This is a genomic window from Stenotrophomonas sp. YJH_SMC_8 (assembly GCF_059371315.1).
Genome location: NZ_JCAFUL010000018.1, coordinates 56,680 through 76,305 on the forward strand (window position 1 = coordinate 56,680; position 19,626 = coordinate 76,305).

Sequence of the window (19,626 nt, forward strand, 5' to 3'; positions counted from 1 at the left end):
ACGATGGCGGGCATGTCATTGCCCGCCTCCGCTTCCGCCCCGGCTTCGGCCAACCCTACCTGCGTCATCAACTGCGTCCACTACGATGACGAGGGCAAGCGCCACGACATCAGCCTGGACGCCATCAGCGATGTCATTGCCAGCGGCAACGGCTTCGTCTGGGTCGGCCTGTACGACCCCAACGAAGACGTGCTGCTGAAACTGCAGGAAGAATTCTGCCTGCACGACCTGGCCATCGAGGATGCGCGCAATGCGCACCAGCGGCCCAAGGTCGAGACCTACGGCAATTCGCTGTTCGTGGTGGTGACCACCGCGCAGATGGTCGACGAGCGCATCCAGTATGGCGAAACCCATGCCTTCCTCGGCCCGCGCTTCCTGGTGACGGTGCGCCACGGCGCCTCGTTGTCCTACGCCCCGGTACGTGCACGCGTGGAGCGCGAGCCGCAGCTGCTGAAGATGGGCCCGTCGTACTGCCTGTACGCGGTGACCGACTTCGTGGTCGACAACTACCTGCCCATCGTGCACCGCTTCCGCGACACCCTGGACCTGCTGGAAAAGGACATCTTCGCCGACACCTACAAGCGCAGCACGGTGGTGCGGCTGTATGAGCTCAAGCGCGAACTGAACAAGATGCGCATGGCGGTGGCACCGCTGCAGGATGTGCTGGCCCAGATCCGCCGCTACCAGGGCGATCTGATTCCCGACGAAGTGAAGCTGTACGTGCGTGATGTGCATGACCATGCGGTGCGCATCAGCGATGTGATCGACACCCTGCGCGAGATGCTGGGCACCGCGCTGAGCGTGAACCTTTCGCTGGTGACACTGGCGCAGGGCGAGACGGTGAAGCGACTGGGTGCCTGGGCCGCGCTGCTGGCCGCGCCGACACTGATCACCAGCTGGTACGGCATGAACTTCAGCCACATGCCGGAGCTGAGTGAGCCGTGGTCGTACCCGTTGATGATCGTTGGCGTGGGCGGTGTGTGCGTGGGCCTGTACCGGTTGTTCAAGCGCGCGAAGTGGTTGTAGAGCGTATCGACCAACGGTCGATACCTACCGGGCCGGTGGCCCATGATGCTCGGTAGTGCCGGCCGCTGGCCGGCAACCAGGCAGTGCCGGCCAGCGGCCGGCACTACCTGACAGGCATCAAGCCACGTAAACGGTCTTGATGTTCATGAACTCATGGATGCCGTGGTCGGCCAGTTCGCGACCGAATCCGGACTGCTTGCTGCCACCGAACGGCAACCGCGCGTCGCTCTTGACGATGGCGTTGACGAATGCGGCGCCGCATTCCATGCGCTGAGCGAAACGTTCACCGCGCACCGGGTCGCGCGTCCACACGCTGCCGCCCAGGCCGAAACGGGTGTCGTTGGCCACGCGCAGTGCCTCGGCCTCATCCTTCACCCGGATCACCGCGGCAACCGGGCCGAACAGTTCTTCATCGTAGGCCGGCATGCCCGGCCCGACCTGGTCCAGCACCGTGGCCGGATAACCGGCATGCGTACCGGCAATCGGCTCGCCACCGACCAGCACGCGTGCGCCCTTGGCCACGCTGGCCTGCACCTGCTTGTGCAGTTCGTCACGCAGGTCGGCGCGCGCCATTGGCGCCAGCGTGGTGCCCCGCTCATCGGGATCACCGTACTGGCGCTCACCCGCCGCTTCCACAAAGCGACGGGTGAATTCATCGGCCACCGCATCGACCACGATGAAGCGCTTGGCCGCGATGCAGGTCTGCCCGCTGTTGTCGAAGCGTGACTTCACTGCCGCCGCCACGGTCTTGTCGAGATCGGCATCGTCGAGCACCACGAAGGCGTCACTGCCACCCAGCTCCATCACCGACTTCTTCAACTGGCTGCCGGCGTTGGAGGCGATCGAGCGCCCTGCCCGCTCGCTGCCGGTCAGCGTCACCGCCTTCACCCGTGCGTCGCGCAGCACGTCGGCGGCCTGGTCGTTGTCGATGTGCAGAACGTCGAACACGCCGTCCGGCAGGCCACCATCACGGCACACCGCCAGGATCAGGTCGGCACACTGCGGTACGTTGCTGGCGTGTTTCAGCAGGGCCACGTTGCCGGCCATGAACGCCGGGGCGAGGAAGCGGAACACCTGCCAGATCGGGAAATTCCACGGCATCACCGCGAACACGCAGCCGATCGGCTCGTAGCGCACGTAGCTGCGCTGGGCTTCGGTGTCGATCAGCTGCGGCTTTAGGTAGTCGGCAGCATGGTCGGCGTAGTACTCGCAGGCGGCCGCGCACTTCTCGACCTCGGCCAGCGCCTCGGCCTTGAGCTTGCCCATCTCGTGGGTCATCGCCTGCTGCAGATCGTCACGACGCGTGCGCAGCTGCGCGGCGATCCGGCGCAGGATGGCGCCCCGCTCCTGCAGCGAGCGCTCGGCCCAGCCCGGGAACGCCTCGGCGGCGGCCTGCAGGCGCTGCTCGATGTCGGCAGCGCCCATCAATTCATGGCGGTAGGTCACCTGTCCGGTGGCCGGGTCGACGATCTCGACGGTCATGGGGGATCTCCTTCTGGAAGACCCCCATTGTGCGCCGCCGGCCGTGAGCCGGATGTTGCCGGTGCTGTCGACAGGCCGTGTGCTCAGCCGTTGTCCTGGCGCGCCAGCTGCAGGTCGCGCTGGCGCCGCTTCTCCGCACGCGCATTGATGTACCAGCCGATCACCGCGGCGATCGACACCGCCGACACCAGCAGCGTGGCCAACGCATTGATCTTCGGGCTGATGCCCATGCGCACCGAAGCGAACACCTTCATCGGCAGCGTGGTCGAGCCCGGCGTGGCGACGAAGCTCGCCACCACCACGTCATCCAGCGACAGGGTGAAGGCCAGCAGCCAGCCCGCCACCAGCGCCGGCGCGATGATCGGCAGGGTGATGCGGCCGAACACGGTCAGCCGGCTCGCGCCCAGGTCCATCGCCGCTTCTTCCAGCGACAGGTCCATTTCCTGCAGGCGCGAGGACACCACCACCGTGACGAAGCACAGGGTGAAGGTGACGTGGGCGATCCAGATGGTGGTCAGGCCGCGTGCCGGGAAGCCGGGAATCGCGCCCATCGAGGCCAGCAGCGCCATCAGCGAGAAGCCCAGGATCACGTCCGGCATCACCAGCGGTGCGGTGACCAGTGCGCCGAACAGCGGCTTGCCGCGGAAGCGCTTGAAGCGAGTCATCACCATCGCCGCCAGCGTGCCCAGCACGGTGGCAGTGCAGGCGGTCCAGAACGCCACCACCAGGCTGGTCCACATCGCATCCATCAGCGCGCGGTCGGCGAACAGGTCGCTGTAGGCGCGGGTGGAGAACCCGGCCCAGACCATCGCCAGCCGCGAGCTGTTGAACGAATAGAACATCAACAGCAGGATCGGCAGGTACAGGAAGGCGAAGCCGAGCAGCAGCACGCCCAGCCCCAGGCCCTTTGCAGTACGCGGGCTCATGCCTGCTTCCCTTCCAGCAGGCGCTGCTGGGAACGGTTGAACAGCAGGATCGGCACCAGCAGCAACAGGATCATCGCCACCGCCATCGCCGAGGCGCCCGGCCAGTTACGGTTGTTGAAGAACTCGTTCCACAGCTGGCGGCCCACCATCAGGGTCTCCGAGCCACCCAGCATTTCCGGGATCACGAATTCACCGATCGCCGGAATCATCACCAGCATGCAACCGGCGATGATGCCCGCCTTCGACAACGGCAGGGTGATGCGCAGGAACGCCTGCCATGGCTTGGCGCCAAGGTCGTAGGCCGCTTCCAGCAGCCGGTGGTCATGCTTGACCAGGTTGGCGTACAGCGGCAGCACCATGAACGGCAGGTAGCAGTAGACGATGCCGATGTAGGCGGCGGTCGGCGTATCGATCAGCTGCAGCTTGGGCAGGCCCAGGCTGGTCATCAGCGATTGCAGGCCGGTGAACTGCAGGAACTGGTCGAGCAGGCCATTGCGGTCCAGGATCGCCTTCCACGCATACACGCGGATCAGGAACGAGGTCCACGACGGCAGCACCACCAGCATCATCGCCACATTGCGTGCTGCCGGTGACAGGCGGGCGATGGCATAGGCCATCGGGTAGCCGATCAGCAGGGTCAGGAAGGTGGAGATCGCCGCGATCTTGATCGAGCTGAGGAACGCCTGCGCATAGATCGAATCGCGGAACAGCGCCAGGTAGTTTTCCAGGTTCAGCTTCAGCGAGAAACCGCCATCCACGTACTGCAGCAGCCAGGTGTACGGCGGCGAGCCGACCCGGCTGAGCGAGAAGCTGATCATCAGCACGATCAGGAACGGCACTGCGAAGAACAGCAGCAGCCACAGGTACGGAATGCCGATCACCGTGGCACGCAGCCCCGGCAGCCAGCGCTTCAGGCCGGCGGTGCTCATGAGGTCAGCACCACGCCGTCGTTGTCGCGCCAGTGCACCCACACGCTGTCGCCCCAGGTCAGGCCATCGCTGGCCCAGCGCTGCGAATTGGCGAAGTTGGCCAGTACCTTGGCGCCGCTGGGCAGGCGCACGTGGTAGACCGAATGGCTGCCGAAGTAGGCGATGTCCTCGATCACGCCCTGCGCCTTGTTGGTGTGCCCTTCCGGCTCGTCCTTGCCGATCATCACCTTCTCCGGGCGCAGCGCGAACGCGACCGGCTGCCCTTCATAACCGGTGATACCGTGCGCGATGTAGATCGGCGCCGGGAACAGCGGCGAACGCACGGTCACATACTCGGGCAGGTCCTCGTCGATCACCCCGTCGAACAGGTTGACCGAGCCGATGAACTCGGCGACGAAGCGGTTGGCCGGCTGCTCGTAGACCTCGTCGGGCTTGCCGACCTGCTGGATCCAGCCGGCATCCATCACCGCGATGCGGGTAGCCATGGTCATCGCTTCTTCCTGGTCGTGGGTGACCATCACGCAGGTCACGCCCGACGATTCGATGATGCTGACCAGTTCCAGCTGCATCTGCGAGCGCAGCTTCTTGTCCAGCGCGCCCATCGGCTCGTCCAGCAGCAGCAGCTTCGGCCCCTTGGCCAGCGACCGCGCCAGCGCCACGCGCTGCTGCTGGCCACCGGACAGCTGGTGCGGCTTGCGCTTGCCCAGATGGCCCATCTGCACCAGGTCGAGCATTTCGCCGACGCGCTTGCTGATCGCGTCCTTGCCCAGGCCGTCCTGCTTCAGGCCGAAGGCGATGTTCTGCTCGACCGTCATGTGCGGGAACAGGGCGTAGGACTGGAACATCATGTTGACCGGCCGCTGGTACGGCGGCAGCGCGTCCAGGCGCTGGCCATCGAGGGTGATGCTGCCCTTGGTGGGCGTCTCGAAGCCGCCGAGGCAGCGCAGCAGGGTCGATTTGCCACTGCCGGAGCCACCGAGCAGGGCAAAGATCTCGCCCTTGCGCACGTCCAGATTGACGTCGTCGACGGCGACGAAACCGTCGAATTCCTTGCGCAAATCACGAATGGAGAGATAGCCGGGCGCACCGGTCGTGTCGACGACGGCGGCTACCGGCTGGGCTTCAACGGGCATGGGGGCTCCGGGAGCGGGCGGTGGACAGCGGCGGCCATTCTAACGGCCGGGGGCCGAAGGGGATATGACGGCGACGGGCGGAAGCCGCCAGCGGCCCGCTCCCGGGCCGCAGGGGGTGTCGGTTTTACCCCGCCATCAGGGCCCGTCCGCGCAAAAGGCCGGGGCTGCCCGATCGCGCCTGCGGCGTCCCGGCCAGACACCACGGGCAACGACCCGATCTGCAACGTTTTTCGGAGCGGGATCTGTTGAAGGCCCGGGGCATCCCCCGCGCAATGGCCCGGATCAAGGCCTTGCATGGACCCATCCCGTTGATTCCCCCCGTCAGCCCCTCCCGTCTCCCTTCCCGGCCGCTGTCATCCGTGCCCGCAGGGCTGCCGCTGGCCATCATCGGCGCCGGCCAGGCCGGGTTGTCCCTCAGCGCACTCCTGCAGGAGGCCGGCGTCGAGCATCGCGTGCTGGAGGCCGAAACCGTGGGCGCCAGCTGGCGGCGGCGCTGGGATTCGTTCCAGACCAACACCGCCAACGCGACCATGGCCCTGCACGGTCATGCCTATGCGGGCGATGACCCGGAAGGCTTCATGGGCGCCCCGGAGGTGATCCGCCGGCTCCGCGACTATGCCGACGAGCGCGTGTTGCCGATCAGCGAAGGGTGCGCGGTACATCGGGTCGCGCCCGAGTGCGGCGGCTATGCCATCGACAGCAGCCAGGGGCTGATCCATGCCCGCGCGGTGGTGGTCGCGACCGGTGAGTACCGCCGTGCGCGGATGCCCCGGGTCCCCTTCGCGCCCGGGCCCGGCCTTGCCGTGCTGCACTCGGGCGACTACCGCAGCGCCCGCCAGCTGCCCGATGGCGCCGTGCTGGTCATCGGCGGTGGGCAGTCCGGTGCGCAGATCGCCCAGGACCTGCGCGACAGCGGTCGCAGCGTGTACTGGTCACTGGCCCAGCGTCATTCGCATACCCGCCGGCTGCGCGGCAAGGACTCGATGACCTGGTGGGACATGGCCGGGCGCATCCACCAGCATGTGAGTGAAGCGGCGGGCGTGCTGGCCGGGGAACCGGATGCGCTGCGCAAGGCGCGTACCGCGGAGTTCCCGCTCATTTCCGGCAAGGGAAGCGGCGGCCTCGGCAGCTCGATCAGCCTGCTGGCGATGCACCGCGCGGGCATCAGGCTGCTGGGCCGGTTGCAGGGCTTCGATGGAAGCATCGCCCGCTTCGCCGATGTCCGCCCGCAGCTGCGTACCGCGATCGAGGCGACGCGGGCCGAATACGCCTATCTCGATTCGCTGGCCAGCGCCTACTACGCCACGCGTCCCGAGCCACGCACCGACGATGCCCGCTACATTCCGGAGGAGGTCTATCTGCACTGGGAACCGGACGCATCCCCGCGCGAACTGGACCTGCAGGCCGCGGGCATCCGCTCGGTGGTTCTGGCCACCGGCTTCGTCGCCGAATGGCCCTGGCTCGACGTACCTGGCGCGCTGGATGCACATGGCTACCCCCTCGGCGAGTTCGGTGTTTCACCGCAACCGGGGCTGTTCTTCATCGGCATGCACAACCTGCAGCGGATGAGTTCGTCGTTCCTGTGCAACGGCGGTCGCGATGCACGCGACCTGCTGCCTGCCATCCTGCAGCACCTTGGCCGGAGCGACAGGGTCGACTCCGACGCAGGGTAAGGCAGCCGCCGGGCATGGCCCGGCGCTACCCGCGCCGCTTACCGGCCGGTCTTCACCTCGGTCCACAGCCGGGTGTAGAGCTTGTCGGTCTCCGGCGTGTTGATCGAGTACGTGAACATCTTCTCGGCCACATCGGCCGGCGGGTAGATGGTCGGGTCGGTACGGATCGCCTCGTCCACCAGCGGGGTCGCGGTCGGCACCGGGTTGGCGTAATGGATGAAGTTGGTGTTGGCCGCTGCAACCTTCGGCTGCAGCAGGTAGTTGATGAACGCGTACGCGGCTTCCGGATGCTTGGCGTCCTTCGGGATTGCCAGCATGTCGAACCACTGCGGTGCGCCTTCCTTCGGGATCGAGTAGGCCACGTGCACGCCATTGCTGGCTTCCTCGGCACGGTCGCGGGCCTGGATGATGTCACCCGACCAGCCGACCACCAGGCAGGTACCGCCATTGGCCAGCGAACCCACGTACTGCGAGGAGTGGAAGTTCTGCACGTACGGGCGGATCGACTTCAGCAGGTCGGCCGCCTTCTGCAGCTCGGCCGGGTCGCCGCTGTGCGGGTCCAGGCCCAGGTAGTGCAGCGCGATCGGAATCATGTCCGCCGGCGTGTCCAGGATGGTCACGCCGCAGTCCTTCATCTTGCTGATGTTCTCCGGCTTGAACACCAGGTCCCAGCTGTTGGCGATGTCGGTGCTGCCACCGAAGCGCTGCTTCAGCATCTCCACGTTGTAGCCGATGCCGGTGGTGCCGATCATGTACGGCACGCCGTACTGGTTGCCCGGGTCCTGGGTGGCGATGCGCTTCATCACCGCCGGATCGAGGTTGGCCAGGTTCGGGATCTTGCTCTTGTCCAGCGGCAGGAACACACCGGCCTGGATCTGGCGGCCGAAGAAATTCAGGGTCGGCACCACCACGTCGTAGCCACTGTTGCCGGCCAGCAGCTTGGTCTCGACCATCTCATCGCTGTCGAACACATCGTAGGTCACCTTGATGCCGCTCTCCTTCTCGAAGGTCGGGATGGTGTCCTCGGCGATGTAATCGCTGTAGTTGTAGACGTTCAGGACCTGGCTGTCCTGCGCGCCGCCGTTGCCACCGCCACAGGCGGCAAGCATGGCGGAGGCCAGGCCGAGCGTGAGGATACGCAGCTTCATCGGGTGCTCCAGAATGCGGGAAGGGGGGCCGGCGGGGCCGGCGACGGGTGCCAGCCTACCCCCCGGCGGCGGATTTTTCTATTCCAGATGCTCAGACGTTCAGCAGCAGGAACTCGCGCTCCCACGAGCTGATGACACGGAAAAAGGTCTCGTATTCCTTGCGCTTCACCGAGATGTAGGCCCGACAGAAGCGCTCGCCCAGCAGGGCCTGCAGCTCGCTGCACTGCTCCAGCCCATCCAGCGCTTCGCCCAGCGAGCGCGGCAGGTTGTAGCCCAGCTCCTTGGCACTGCCGGTGACCGGCGCGTCCGGTGCAAGCCGCTCGCGGATGCCAAGCAGGCCGCAGGCCAGGGTCGCGGCCATCGCCAGGTAGGGGTTGGCGTCGGAGCCGGCGAAACGGCTCTCCACGCGCATGTTTTCCGGCGTATCCAGCGGCACGCGCAGGCCGCAGGTACGGTTGTCGAAGCCCCAGTGCACGTTGCTCGGCGAGACTTCGCCGAACACCAGCCGGCGGTAGGAATTCACGTTCGGCGCGAAGAACGCCATCGCCTGCGGCGCGTACTTCTGCAGGCCGCCCAGGTAATGGCCGAACACCGGGCTGAACTCGCCTTCGGCATCGGTATCACCGGCAAACACGTTGCTGCCATCGCTCACCCGCACCAGGCTCTGGTGGATGTGCATGGCACTGCCCGGCTCGTTCTCCATCGGCTTGGCCAGGAACGTGGCATACACGCCGTGGCGCATCGCCGCCTCGCGCATGGTGCGCTTGAACAGGAACACCTGGTCTGCCAGGTCCATCGCATCGGCGTGGGTGAAATTGACCTCCAGCTGCGCCGCGCCGGACTCATGGATCAGCGTGTCCACGTCCAGCTTCATTGCATCGGCGTAGTCGTACATCAGGTCGAGGATCGGGTCGAACTCGTTGACCGCATCGATCGAGTACGACTGCCGCGCCGTCTCCGGGCGTCCGGAGCGGCCGGCCGGCGGCAGCAGCGGGAAATCCGGGTCGGTGTTCTTCTGCACCAGGAAGAACTCCAGCTCCGGCGCCACCACCGGGCGCAGGCCCAGTTCGGCATACCCGGCCAGCACGCGGCGCAGCACGTTGCGTGGTGCCAGCTCGTGCGGCTCGCCGTTCTTGGTGTAGCAGTCGTGGATGACCTGTGCGGTGGCGTCGGCCGCCCACGGCACCATGCGCACCGTGTCAGGATCGGGGCGCAGCATCATGTCCGAGTCCGACGGCGAGGTCAGCTCGTAGTAGTCATCAGGGAACTCGCCGGTGACGGTGGTGGCGAAGATGCCTTCGGGCAGCCGCGTACCGTAGTCGTGCGAGAACTTGTCGGCGGGAATGATCTTGCCGCGCGCGTTACCGGTGATATCCGGCACCAGGCATTCGACCTCGGTGATGCGCCGCTCCTTCAGCCAGCGCAGCAGGCTGCTTTCCTGCGGTGCGGGGGGCGTAGCCGTCTTGCGCGGGCGCGTTCGGGAACTCATCGGGAATCCAGTCGGTTCTGTTGGTGCTGCCGGCAAGCTTGGCCGAACGCACGGAAAATAGCGTGATAGAACGGCGAATCCATGACACGCCACTCCGGGTGCCACTGTACGCCGAGCACGAAACGATGGCGTGGGCTGCGCGCCGCCTCGACCAGTCCATCATCGGCCACGGCCTCGACCTGCAGCCCATGCGCCAGTCGATCGATGCCCTGCCCGTGAACCGAATTGACCTGTGCGCGGTCGCCGCCCTGCCATTGCGCCATCCAGCCATCAGCCGCCAGGGCGACCGCATGGGCCGGCCCATACTGCACCTCAACCGGCACCTGCGGGTCTTCACGATGATCCGACAGACCCGGTACCGCGTGCACCTGCGGATGCAGCGTGCCACCCAGCGCAACGTTCAGCTCCTGGAAGCCGCGGCAGATCGCCAGCACCGGCAGGTCCAACGCCAGCGCCTCGTGCAGCAGTGCGAAGGCGCTGGCATCGCGGGCCGGATCATGCGGGTTCCCCGGCCAACTGCGGCCGCCTTCATAGTGCTGCGGTTCGATGTTGCTGACCGCACCGGTCAGCAGCAGGCCATCGAGCCCGCGCAACCACTCCGCGGCCGGCAACGGCGGCTGCAGGCTGGGCAGGACCACCGGGGTTGCTCCGGCTGCCTCCACCAACGCGCGCACGTACTTCTCGCCGACCACCGCGAAACGATGATGGCCGAGCACGGTGCTGTCGGTGGGCAGGCCCACCCAGGGCAGGCGGCGCATGGGAAAACTCCTTGGCGTGCCGACACGTTACCCGTCGCCCGGCGAATGCGGCAAGTCGTCGCCGTCACGCCACGGCCGTCACGCATCGGTGAAACTACACGGGTGAACGCTGATCGACCTGCCCCGCTCCGTCCTGCCGCCCTGCGCCCGCGAGGCCAGCAGTGAGCGCCTCCTTCCCGCCCAGCTGGTACGCAGCCAGCCTGCCCGAGCCGCCCGCACTGCCTCCGTTGCAGGGTGACGTACACGCCGATGTCGCGGTGCTCGGCGCCGGCTATACCGGCCTCACTGCTGCCCTGGAACTGGCCGCACGCGGCCAGCGCGTGGTGCTGCTGGAAGCGCAGCGGATCGGCTGGGGCGCCTCCGGCCGCAATGGCGGCCAGGCACTGGTCGGCTACGGCTGCGAGGTGGACGAACTGGAGCGGCAGCTGGGTCGCGACGATGCACGCCACCTGTTCGACTGGTCGCGCGACGCGGTGCAGGCGATGCGCACCCGCATCGATCGCCACCGCATCGACTGCCATTGGGTTGAAGGCCACGCCAGCGTCGCCATCCGTGAACGCCACGAGCGCGACCTGCAGGCCAACTGCGAGCACCTGCAACGGCATTACGACTACCCCATGCAGTGGTGGAGCCGTGACGCCCTGCGCGCGCAGCTGGACAGCCCGCGCTATCGAGCCGCGATGTTCGACCCGCTCAGCGCGCACCTGCACCCGCTGGCGTACGCGCGCGGCCTGGCCGCTGCAGCGCGTGCGGCGGGGGTGGTCATCCACGAGGATTCGCCCGTGGTGCGCATCCAGCGCGGAGCGCAGCCGAGCCTGCACACTGCACAGGGCTGCGTACGCGCCGCACACCTGGTGGTGGCCGGCAATGCCTGGCTGCAGGGCCTGCTGCCCGAGCTGGAGCGGCGGATCATGCCGGTGGGCACCTACATCGGTGCCAGTGAGCCACTGGGTGCCGAACGTGCCCGCGCCCTGATCGGCAACAACATGGCCGTGGCCGACACCGCCTGGGCACTGGACTACTTCCGCCTCAGCCACGACCACCGCCTGCTGTTCGGCGGCCGCGCCAGCTACTCGGCGCTGCCCCCGCCCGGCCTGCGCGGGGTGATGCAGCGACGCATGCACGACGTCTTCCCGCAGCTGGCCGACGTGGTACTGGACCAGGTCTGGGGTGGCTACGTGGACATCACCCGCAACCGCGCACCCCACTGGGGCCGGCTGGACGGCAATCTGTACTTCGCGCAGGGGTTTTCGGGGCATGGTGTCGCCGCCGCCGGGTTGGCCGGCGAAGTGATCGCCGCCGCTATCGCCGGCCAGAGCGAGCGCCTGGACGTGTTCCAGCGCCTGCGTCATGCACCCTTCCCCGGCGGCCGGCTGCTGCGCACGCCGCTGCTGGTGGCGGCGATGTCGTGGTACAAGCTGCGGGATGCGTTGTGGTAGCGGGACCCGTCCCAGCCACATAATCGGCGCAGGAGCTGGGGAGCACGTGGATGCAGTGGTGGAAGGACGGCCTGCAGGTGAGGATACGCGTCAGCCCCGAGGGGCTGGTGCTGGCGCTGCTCTATGCCTTCGCCTGCTGGGGCGCGCGCAAGCTGTCTTTGGACCAGTTCTTCCTGCCTGCCGGCGTGCGGGTGGCCGCGCTGTTGCTGTGCCCGCCCCGTCTTTGGCCCTACCTGCTGATTGGTGAATACGCCTACTTCGCGCATCTGCGCATCCCGCTGATCAGCAAATACAACCTGACCTGGGTGATCCTGGCCTCCGTATTCCTGATGCCTGCCGTGATGCTGATCGTGCGCCTGCACCGGAAACTGCTGGCCCGCACCACGGTGGTCGGCGTGATCTCCATTGCGGCATGCGCCGCGACGGTCATCAGCCTGCTCAACCTGGGAATCTCGTACCTGCTCTGGGCCCCGTTGCATGAAGAGACATTTCTCACCAATGTGCTGCGCTATGCGCTGGGCGACTTCACCGGCATCCTGATCCTCGCGCCTCTGGCATTGCTGTGGATACGCCGCGCCGAGGAAAAATGGACAACCCGGTCTGTTGCGGCCACGGTCGCAGCACTCGGCGCCATGCTGCTCATCGGCCTGCAGGCAACACCGGTACCTGCCTCGATCACGGCCCCTGGTTCGCTGCAGCTGTTGTTGATCCTGCCTATTCCCGCAATCGCCCTGACCTGCCTGCTGGGATGGCGCGGCGCGGCCATCGGTGTCGCCGCCGTGAACATGATCCTTGGCCTGAGCGCCCCCGCCGACCATCCGACGGCATTCGACCCGCCCACCTTCGCCACCCAGCAGGCCATGGCCATCGCCAGCATCGCCCTGCTGCTGCTCGGTGCGCGCATCACCCACTTCCAGAGCCAGCACCGGTTGCGCGAGGAAGATGGCAGAGCGGCCCTGCAGCTTGCGCGGAATTCACATCTGGCCAGCGAGATGGACCTGCGCGAACGGGCGGCGCACCTGCGCCAGCTGGGCGATGGCATGGACCTGTCCCTGAATGAAATGGTGAACTGGCTGCATGCCCAGGGTCATCACGCCGTGGCCGACAGCCTGCGGCATACCTCGGAGGTGCATTCACGCCTGTTCCGGGCCCAGGCCAGCATGATCTATCCCGCCGCCCTGGAACAGCTGGGCCTGTACGTGGCATTGCAGGCAGGTGGGGTGCGCGAGGCATGGAATGCTACGCATCGAATCGGCCAGCCCAGGTTGACGGGTGACCCCTGCGCGCTCGGGGTCGGCCTGCAGCTTGCTGCCTATCGACTCGTGGTCGATGCGGTCTCGCTTCTATTGAAATGCGAGTCTGGACAGATCTCGGTCAGTATCCGCTGCGGAAGTTCCATCCGGAAGCGTGGTGCCTTCATCTGCGTGGCTCTTCTGGACCGCCACGAATCACTGGGAAGCCGGGCAAAGGAACTGGCAAACGAGCAGCTGCTGGGCCGGGTCCTCGCACACGCGGGCCACATGGACTTGAGTGGCAACAGGCTCAGGATGGTGTTGACCGAAGCACGGGAAGCTCCCCGCCAGGCAGGCGCTCCTGAAGCCGTGAAGGAAAGCACACGCTCCATCGACCCTGGCGCCCCCCGGGCCGCGATCTGACGTTCCCAATGAACGGAGATGCAGATCACTACTCGAAAGTGATCTTTGGTCGGCGCCGAACCCACCCCGTCAGGATCCGGCGCCGGCGTGCAATTGCGCCCCCATGCTTCTATCGATACTGTCATCCAATGGCGCGTCATGGCGCGTTCAAGCAACCCGCACGGCCGCTGCCATGTCACGAGCAAGGGAGGCTCGGGTTTGGACCGATTCAAAAAGGCAGTTGAACTGAGCTTCCGTATCCGGCCAGCCGGGATCGCCCTCGCGGCCGTCTATGCGCTGAGCTGCCTCGGTTCGCGTCAGTTCTCGCTGGATCAGTTCTTCCTGCCGGCGGGCATCCGTGCAGCGGCACTGCTGATCGTCCCGACCCGCCTGTGGCTCTACCTGCTGCTGGGCGAGTACGCGTACTTCGCAACGCTGCGCATCCCCATGATCGACACCTATGGCCTGGACTGGGTCATCCTGGCTTCGACACTGCTGATGCCGATGGCGATGCTGGTGGTGTACCTGCATCGGATGAGAATGCCGTCCGAAGCAGCCACCGGTCTCTGGTTGCTGTCGCTGTCCTTCTGCACGGCACTGTTCGTCCCGGGTCTCAACCTGGGCATTTCATATGTCCTGTGGTCGAACCCACCACCCAGCAATCTGCTGGACGCGGTCGACCGGACGATCTTTGGCCACTTCGCCGCCATCATCACCCTTGTGCCGTTGGCATTCCTCTGGTCGCGACGGCAGGCCGATCCCGGTTGGACCGACCGTTTCGTCGCCCCTACCGCCTCGGCGATCCTGGTGATGCTGGTGCTGGGCCTGTGCATGCAATTGACAAGCGCCGGTGCCCACACGACGCGGACGCACATGGTGCTGCTGGCCGCCCTGCCCGCCATCGCCCTGACCTTCATGCATGGGTGGCGCGGTGCGGCCATCGCGATTCCGTTGCTGAACCTCCCCCTGCACGGTGCGACGCCCAGCACCGGCCTGCCCTCCTCATTCGACCTGGGCACGTTCGCCACCCAACAGAACATGGCGGTGATGAGTGTCGCACTGCTGGCACTCGGTTCCAGCATCAGCTACCACCATCAGCGCGCCCGGTCCCGCGGCCTGGCCGAGGCAACCACACTGCGCCTGGCACGCGGCTCGCATCAGACCAGCGAGCGTGAGCTGCGTGAACGGGCCGTCCACCTGAAACATCTGGGCGAGGGCATGGACAGTTCGCTCAGCGAGATGGTCAGCTGGCTGAAGTCCCAAGGCCACCATGCGGTCGCAAACAGCCTGCAGCACGCATCGTCGGTGCATTCACGCCTGTTCCGTGAACAGGCCAGCCTGGTCTATCCCACTGGACTGGAACAGGTCGGGCTCTACATCGCGCTGCAAGCCGGCGGTGCATGCGAAATCTGGAACAACACGCATCGCGTCATTCCGCCCAGGCTGGCGGGCAATCCCTGCCTGCTGACCGTGGATCTGCAACTGGCCATCTATCGCTCGCTGATCGAGGCGGTTTCACTTCTGCTCGAGCTGGAGACCGGGCAGGTCTGCGTGCGCGCCCGGAGCGGTCGGGCAGGCAAACGTCGCGGCATTGTTGCTCTGGTGAGCCTGCTCGACCGTGGTTGCACGCTGTCCACGCGCACCACCCACCAGGCCGTCGAGCGCCTGGCCGGGCGGATGCTTGCCTACGGCGGAACAGTCCACTGCCGGGGCAATCGGCTGCGACTGGTCCTGCATGAACCAATCACCCACGCGTCGCCCGCGGCGGCCTGACACGCAATCCTGCCCGGCGCGTGGCGTTCGCAGCTAAAGTTGCAGCCGAAACCGCCGTTATCCGTGCCGAGCCCCTCCCTCGTGAGCCACCGCATCATGCCCGTCCTGCCGCAGGCCGCCGTCGATGGCGACCTGGCCGATCCGCTGCCGCAGCGGATCCTGCTGGTCGAAAACTCCCGTGCCTTCACCGGCATGCTGCGCGAGGCCATCGAGCAGCGCCTGGAGCTACCGGTGGTGATCGCCTCCACCCTGGCCGAGGCCGACCGCCTGCTGAACGAAGGTGGCGGCTGGTTCCTGGTACTGACCGGGCTGGTGCTGGCCGATGGCGACCGCGACGCGGTGGTCGAGTTCTTCCTCAAGCGCAACCTGCCCACCGTGGTGGTCAGCGGCGTCTACGACGAAGACCTGCGCAAGCGCGTGCTGCAGCAGCAGATCATCGACTATGTGCTGAAGAACACGCCCGGCAGCATCGATTACCTGGTGTGGCTGGTGCAGCGGCTGGAACGCAACCGGCGCATCGCCGCGCTGGTGGTGGACGACTCACCGTCCGCACGCGGTTATGCCGCAGCCTTGCTGCGCATGTATGGGCACGAGGTGCATGAGGCGGCCGATGGCAATGAGGGCCTGGCTGCAATCGAGGCGCATCCGGCGATCCGCCTCGCCGTGGTCGACCAGGAAATGCCGGGCATGCAGGGCGTGGAGTTCACCCGCCGCCTGCGCACCCTGCGCTCGCGCGACAAAGTGGCGGTGATCGGCATCTCCGGCAATACCGATGCGTCGTTGATCCCGCGCTTCCTGAAGAACGGCGCCAACGATTTCCTGCGCAAGCCGTTCTCACGCGAGGAGTTTTTCTGCCGGGTCTCGCAGAATGTGGACCAGCTGGAGCTGATCGGCACCCTGCAGGACCTGGCCACCCGAGATTTCCTTACCGGGCTGCCCAACCGGCGCTGCTTCCTCGAGCAGAGCCAGCGCCAGCTGCCGCAACTGCAGCTGCACGGGCAGTGCGTGGCGGTGGCGATGATCGACATCGACCACTTCAAGCACATCAACGACACCCATGGCCACGAAGCCGGCGACGATGCGTTGCGCGCGGTGGCCAGCGCGGTGGCCGCGCACGCGCGCAGCCAGGACCTGATCGCACGCTTCGGTGGCGAGGAGTTCTGCCTTCTGGTGCCGGACATGGAGCAGGACGAGGCACTGCTGTACTTCGAGGAACTGCGCCAGCGCATCGCCGCACTGGAGGTCGACATCGGCACCGCGACCCTGCGCATGACCGTCAGCATCGGCCTGTGCTGCCTGCGCCCGCAGCGCGATGCACTGCACCGGCTGATCTCCGAAGCCGACCGCCAGCTGTACCTGGCCAAGGCCGGTGGCCGCAACCGGGTCAGCTGCACCACGGTGGCCAGCCCGCTGCGCCCACGCGAGCCGGCGCTGCCCTGACCGCTGCGCTTTGATCCAGATCAACGCCGCCCGCGCAGGGCAGCTCTACAGTCGGCCCCGACATACGCATGAAGGGGAGCCGGGGATGGCACTACTGGTCTGGCAGGACGATCTGAACATCGGCATCGATGTGATCGACCAACAACACCGCCGCATCATCGAGATGCTCAATCACCTGCACGTGGCCCAGGCCAGCATGCAGCGTGCCGCGGTGGGTGAAGTGATCGACGAGGTGGTGGACTACACCATGTCGCACTTCGCGTTCGAGGAAGAGCTGATGGAAGAAGCGGGCTACCCGTTCTGTGCCGCGCACAAGCGCGTGCATGAGGTCTTCATCAAGCGGGTATCGGAGTACCGCATGCGCTTCCAGGCCGGCGAGGACATCAGCGACGAACTGCGCACCATGCTCTCGCGCTGGCTGTTCAACCACATCCGCGGCGACGACCAGGCCTATGCCGAGCAGGTCAAGGCGCACCTGAACCAGTTCGCCCGCGAACACCAGGGCGGTGGCTGGCTGGGTCGCACGCTCAAGCGCTTCTTTGGTTGAGCCGCAGCGCGCGCCGGTGCAGTGCCACCAGCGCGCACAGGGTGGCAACCGCGGTCAGGCACAGGTAGTAACCCACCGCGACCAGGCCGAATCGCTCGGCCAGCCAGGTCGCCAGATACGGGGCAGGTGCCGCACCGAGGATGCCGGCCAGGTTGAATGACAGCGAAGCACCGGTGTAGCGGACCTCCACCGGGTAGATCTCGGCCAGGAAGGTGCCGCAGGGGCCATAGGTCAGCCCCATCAGGAACAGGCCCAGGCACAGGAAGGCGGTGACCAGCCATGGGCTGTGCGGCTGGAACAACGGCGCGAACAGTACGCCGAAGCCGATGATCAGCACGCTGGCGACGATCATGGTGCGACGCGTGCCCCAGCGGTCGCCATAGCGTGCCGACAGCGGGATGCCCAGTGCGAAGAACAGCATGCCGACCATCTGCATCAGCAGGAACTGCTCGCGGCTGTAGCCCAGCACCGCCGTGCCGTGGCCCAGGCTGAACACCGTCATCAGGTAGAACAGCACGAAGGTGGCGAAGGCGCCCAGGGTGCCCAGCAGCATCGGCACCGGATGGTCACGCAGCACCGTCCACATCGGCAGCCGCACTGGCGCCTTGCGCTCCAATGCCTTCTTGAAGTCGGGCGTCTCGTGGATGTTCAGCCGCACCCACAGTCCCAGACCCACCAGCAGCGCGCTGGCCACGAACGGAATGCGCCAGCCCCACTGCAGGAAGTCGTCCTGGCTCAGGCAGCGGCCCAGCACCAGGAAGATGCCGGCGGAAAGCAGGAAACCGATGGGCGCGCCCAGCTGCGGGAACATGCCGTACCAGGCGCGCTTGCCCGGTGGCGCATTCTCGGTAGCCAGCAGCACCGCCCCACCCCATTCGCCGCCCAGCCCCAGCCCTTGGCCGAAGCGGCACAGCGCCAGCAGCGCCGGTGCCCACAGCCCGATCTGCGCATGGGTCGGCAGCAGGCCGATCAGCACCGTGGACAGGCCCATGGTCAGCAACGCGGCGACCAGGGTGGCCTTGCGGCCGATGCGGTCGCCGAAATGACCAAACACCGCCGAGCCGACCGGGCGGGCGATGAACGCCACCGCGAAGGTCGCCAATGACTGCAGCAGGGCTGCCTGCTCGCTGCTGTCCGGGAAGAACAGGTGCGGGAACACCAGCACGGCGGCCGTGGCGTAGATGTAGAAATCGAAGAATTCGATGGTGGTGCCGATCAGGCTGGCCAGCAGGACACGACGGGGGGAATTCACGGGTGGCGCGGCAGCAGCGATCGTCGACATCGGCAGTACGGATAACGGTAGATCGGCCGATTCTGCCACGGGGCGGTAGTCGCACGGGGCGATGGTTTCAGCCGACACCGATGCCAACGAATTTTTTCCTGCCGCCCGCTAGGCTGCGCCACCGGTCCCTGCATGGATGCCTTGCCGATGGTTGCAGTCGCGTTGCCGTGGTCCGATTCACCGAAGCTGCCGCGGATGGCGGCGTGGCTGGTGGTACTGCTGGTGCATGGAGGGCTCGCTCTGTGGCTGCTGGACAGCGGCCGGATCGAACTGCGTAGCGGCGAGGGCCCACGGATCTTGCTGCGCTGGCTGCCACCGGAACTGCCGACGCCGGTAGCCAAGCAGCCCACTTTGCCCACCGCACAGATGACGCGTCCGGCCGCATCGGTGATGCCCCGCCCTGCCCCGGTTGCGCAGGCAGACAGCGCCCAGCCTGCCGCGGAGGACGCGGCTGCGGTGGCGCCACTGATCCTGAGTCTGCCTGCGGGCAGCATCGACGGTGGTGACGGCATCACCGCCGCAGGTATCGCTCCCCGCCTGATCGGCCGCCGCGAGGTGCATCCCGCGTTCGCACCGCGCCGCAACTACTTCCGCATCCGCCGGCAGATGACCCCGGAGCAGATCGTGCATGGCGTGACGCAGCTGCTGGGGCTGTGGCCGCCGGGGTACATCGTCGACCCGTGCGAACTGGGTAGACAGGACATGGACTACTTCCAGAATGCCGTCGATGAAGCCGACCGGGATCTGCTGCGCGCGGCGGTGCTGCAGGTGAGCACGCGTTGCCGGTAGCTCGACGGCTGTCTGCCTTCTGTAGCAACTGTCTTGTCAGGCGGAGGCCATCTGGGCCTCCGCATCCCGTTTGCGGGCGTTGAGGATCACCAGCATTTTGCGCATCACCGCGACCAAAGCCACCTTGCCCGGTTTGCCCTGCCTGACGAGTGATTCAA

Annotated in this window: 16 protein-coding genes and 1 pseudogene; 8 read left to right on the forward strand and 9 right to left on the reverse strand. The window is 66.6% G+C overall.

Going from position 1 to position 19,626, the window contains the following annotated elements:
• The first annotated feature begins 3 nt into the window (after window positions 1-3).
• Window positions 4-1,026 (forward strand): magnesium and cobalt transport protein CorA, encoded by a 1,023-nt coding sequence (locus tag AC5P88_RS17940; RefSeq protein WP_049431296.1) that lies wholly within the window; start codon window positions 4-6, stop codon window positions 1,024-1,026.
• A 117-nt stretch (window positions 1,027-1,143) separates the two neighbouring features.
• On the opposite strand, the gene AC5P88_RS17945 is transcribed toward AC5P88_RS17940, so the two are convergent.
• From AC5P88_RS17945 to AC5P88_RS17960, 4 genes are all read right to left on the reverse strand, one after another.
• Window positions 1,144-2,508 carry an NAD-dependent succinate-semialdehyde dehydrogenase gene (locus tag AC5P88_RS17945; RefSeq protein ID WP_495225653.1) on the reverse strand — a complete coding sequence of 455 codons (1,365 nt, stop codon included), beginning with the start codon at window positions 2,506-2,508 and terminating at the stop codon, window positions 1,144-1,146.
• An 83-nt stretch (window positions 2,509-2,591) separates the two neighbouring features.
• Window positions 2,592-3,434 (reverse strand): ABC transporter permease subunit, encoded by an 843-nt coding sequence (locus AC5P88_RS17950; RefSeq protein ID WP_004151945.1) that lies wholly within the window; start codon window positions 3,432-3,434, stop codon window positions 2,592-2,594.
• Window positions 3,431-4,363 carry an ABC transporter permease subunit gene (locus tag AC5P88_RS17955; protein WP_049431291.1) on the reverse strand — a complete coding sequence of 311 codons (933 nt, stop codon included), beginning with the start codon at window positions 4,361-4,363 and terminating at the stop codon, window positions 3,431-3,433. Before AC5P88_RS17955 ends, AC5P88_RS17950 begins: the two co-directional genes overlap by 4 nt.
• Window positions 4,360-5,496 carry an ABC transporter ATP-binding protein gene (locus tag AC5P88_RS17960; RefSeq protein ID WP_010486163.1) on the reverse strand — a complete coding sequence of 379 codons (1,137 nt, stop codon included), beginning with the start codon at window positions 5,494-5,496 and terminating at the stop codon, window positions 4,360-4,362. Before AC5P88_RS17960 ends, AC5P88_RS17955 begins: the two co-directional genes overlap by 4 nt.
• A 272-nt stretch (window positions 5,497-5,768) precedes the next feature.
• On the opposite strand from AC5P88_RS17960, the gene AC5P88_RS17965 reads away from it, so the two are divergent.
• On the forward strand, window positions 5,769-7,169 hold the full coding sequence (locus tag AC5P88_RS17965) for a flavin-containing monooxygenase (protein WP_495225654.1): 1,401 nt from the start codon (window positions 5,769-5,771) through the stop codon (window positions 7,167-7,169).
• 38 nt (window positions 7,170-7,207) lie between these two features.
• On the opposite strand, the gene AC5P88_RS17970 is transcribed toward AC5P88_RS17965, so the two are convergent.
• The 3 genes from AC5P88_RS17970 to AC5P88_RS17980 form a co-directional block, all read right to left on the reverse strand.
• The gene (locus tag AC5P88_RS17970) at window positions 7,208-8,317 is read right to left on the reverse strand and encodes a polyamine ABC transporter substrate-binding protein (protein ID WP_071228406.1); all 1,110 of its coding nucleotides are present in this window, start codon (window positions 8,315-8,317) and stop codon (window positions 7,208-7,210) included.
• Window positions 8,318-8,408: 91 nt separating this feature from the next.
• Complete coding sequence (locus tag AC5P88_RS17975; protein ID WP_106550349.1) at window positions 8,409-9,806, reverse strand: glutamine synthetase family protein; 1,398 nt, start codon at window positions 9,804-9,806, stop codon at window positions 8,409-8,411.
• Window positions 9,803-10,564 (reverse strand): gamma-glutamyl-gamma-aminobutyrate hydrolase family protein, encoded by a 762-nt coding sequence (locus AC5P88_RS17980; RefSeq protein ID WP_495225655.1) that lies wholly within the window; start codon window positions 10,562-10,564, stop codon window positions 9,803-9,805. Before AC5P88_RS17980 ends, AC5P88_RS17975 begins: the two co-directional genes overlap by 4 nt.
• A gap of 161 nt (window positions 10,565-10,725) precedes the next feature.
• Here AC5P88_RS17980 and AC5P88_RS17985 point away from each other — a divergent pair, with 161 nt between their 5' ends.
• From AC5P88_RS17985 to AC5P88_RS18005, 5 genes are all read left to right on the forward strand, one after another.
• Window positions 10,726-12,003 (forward strand): NAD(P)/FAD-dependent oxidoreductase, encoded by a 1,278-nt coding sequence (locus AC5P88_RS17985; RefSeq protein ID WP_495225656.1) that lies wholly within the window; start codon window positions 10,726-10,728, stop codon window positions 12,001-12,003.
• A 50-nt stretch (window positions 12,004-12,053) separates the two neighbouring features.
• Window positions 12,054-13,658: an MASE1 domain-containing protein gene (locus AC5P88_RS17990; RefSeq protein WP_106550346.1), complete on the forward strand. Its 1,605-nt coding sequence runs from the start codon at window positions 12,054-12,056 to the stop codon at window positions 13,656-13,658.
• Between the two features lie 198 nt (window positions 13,659-13,856).
• Window positions 13,857-15,410 (forward strand): MASE1 domain-containing protein, encoded by a 1,554-nt coding sequence (locus AC5P88_RS17995; RefSeq protein ID WP_495225659.1) that lies wholly within the window; start codon window positions 13,857-13,859, stop codon window positions 15,408-15,410.
• A gap of 96 nt (window positions 15,411-15,506) precedes the next feature.
• Entirely contained in the window at window positions 15,507-16,850 is a 1,344-nt protein-coding gene (locus AC5P88_RS18000; protein ID WP_106550344.1) for a diguanylate cyclase, read from the forward strand.
• 85 nt (window positions 16,851-16,935) lie between these two features.
• Window positions 16,936-17,397: a bacteriohemerythrin gene (locus AC5P88_RS18005; RefSeq protein WP_004151683.1), complete on the forward strand. Its 462-nt coding sequence runs from the start codon at window positions 16,936-16,938 to the stop codon at window positions 17,395-17,397.
• On the opposite strand, the gene AC5P88_RS18010 is transcribed toward AC5P88_RS18005, so the two are convergent.
• The gene (locus tag AC5P88_RS18010) at window positions 17,378-18,679 is read right to left on the reverse strand and encodes an MFS transporter (protein ID WP_180852748.1); all 1,302 of its coding nucleotides are present in this window, start codon (window positions 18,677-18,679) and stop codon (window positions 17,378-17,380) included. The genes AC5P88_RS18005 and AC5P88_RS18010 overlap by 20 nt on opposite strands.
• 147 nt (window positions 18,680-18,826) lie before the next feature.
• Here AC5P88_RS18010 and AC5P88_RS18015 point away from each other — a divergent pair, with 147 nt between their 5' ends.
• Complete coding sequence (locus tag AC5P88_RS18015; RefSeq protein WP_106550343.1) at window positions 18,827-19,468, forward strand: hypothetical protein; 642 nt, start codon at window positions 18,827-18,829, stop codon at window positions 19,466-19,468.
• 36 nt (window positions 19,469-19,504) lie between these two features.
• Here AC5P88_RS18015 and AC5P88_RS18020 read toward each other — a convergent pair.
• Window positions 19,505-19,626 (reverse strand): annotated as a pseudogene (locus AC5P88_RS18020) (IS110 family transposase); the annotation flags it as partial.

Excerpts from the sequence above, each read along its gene's own strand:
- AC5P88_RS17940 (WP_049431296.1), top strand. The coding sequence starts at position 4 with ATGGCGGGCATGTCATTGCCCGCCTCCGCTTCCGCCCCGGCTTCGGCC.
- AC5P88_RS17945 (WP_495225653.1), bottom strand. The coding sequence starts at position 2,508 with ATGACCGTCGAGATCGTCGACCCGGCCACCGGACAGGTGACCTACCGC.
- AC5P88_RS17950 (WP_004151945.1), bottom strand. The coding sequence starts at position 3,434 with ATGAGCCCGCGTACTGCAAAGGGCCTGGGGCTGGGCGTGCTGCTGCTC.
- AC5P88_RS17955 (WP_049431291.1), bottom strand. The coding sequence starts at position 4,363 with ATGAGCACCGCCGGCCTGAAGCGCTGGCTGCCGGGGCTGCGTGCCACG.
- AC5P88_RS17960 (WP_010486163.1), bottom strand. The coding sequence starts at position 5,496 with ATGCCCGTTGAAGCCCAGCCGGTAGCCGCCGTCGTCGACACGACCGGT.
- AC5P88_RS17965 (WP_495225654.1), top strand. The coding sequence starts at position 5,769 with ATGGCCCGGATCAAGGCCTTGCATGGACCCATCCCGTTGATTCCCCCC.
- AC5P88_RS17970 (WP_071228406.1), bottom strand. The coding sequence starts at position 8,317 with ATGAAGCTGCGTATCCTCACGCTCGGCCTGGCCTCCGCCATGCTTGCC.
- AC5P88_RS17975 (WP_106550349.1), bottom strand. The coding sequence starts at position 9,806 with ATGAGTTCCCGAACGCGCCCGCGCAAGACGGCTACGCCCCCCGCACCG.
- AC5P88_RS17980 (WP_495225655.1), bottom strand. The coding sequence starts at position 10,564 with ATGCGCCGCCTGCCCTGGGTGGGCCTGCCCACCGACAGCACCGTGCTC.
- AC5P88_RS17990 (WP_106550346.1), top strand. The coding sequence starts at position 12,054 with ATGCAGTGGTGGAAGGACGGCCTGCAGGTGAGGATACGCGTCAGCCCC.
- AC5P88_RS18000 (WP_106550344.1), top strand. The coding sequence starts at position 15,507 with ATGCCCGTCCTGCCGCAGGCCGCCGTCGATGGCGACCTGGCCGATCCG.
- AC5P88_RS18005 (WP_004151683.1), top strand. The coding sequence starts at position 16,936 with ATGGCACTACTGGTCTGGCAGGACGATCTGAACATCGGCATCGATGTG.
- AC5P88_RS18010 (WP_180852748.1), bottom strand. The coding sequence starts at position 18,679 with ATGTCGACGATCGCTGCTGCCGCGCCACCCGTGAATTCCCCCCGTCGT.
- AC5P88_RS18015 (WP_106550343.1), top strand. The coding sequence starts at position 18,827 with ATGGTTGCAGTCGCGTTGCCGTGGTCCGATTCACCGAAGCTGCCGCGG.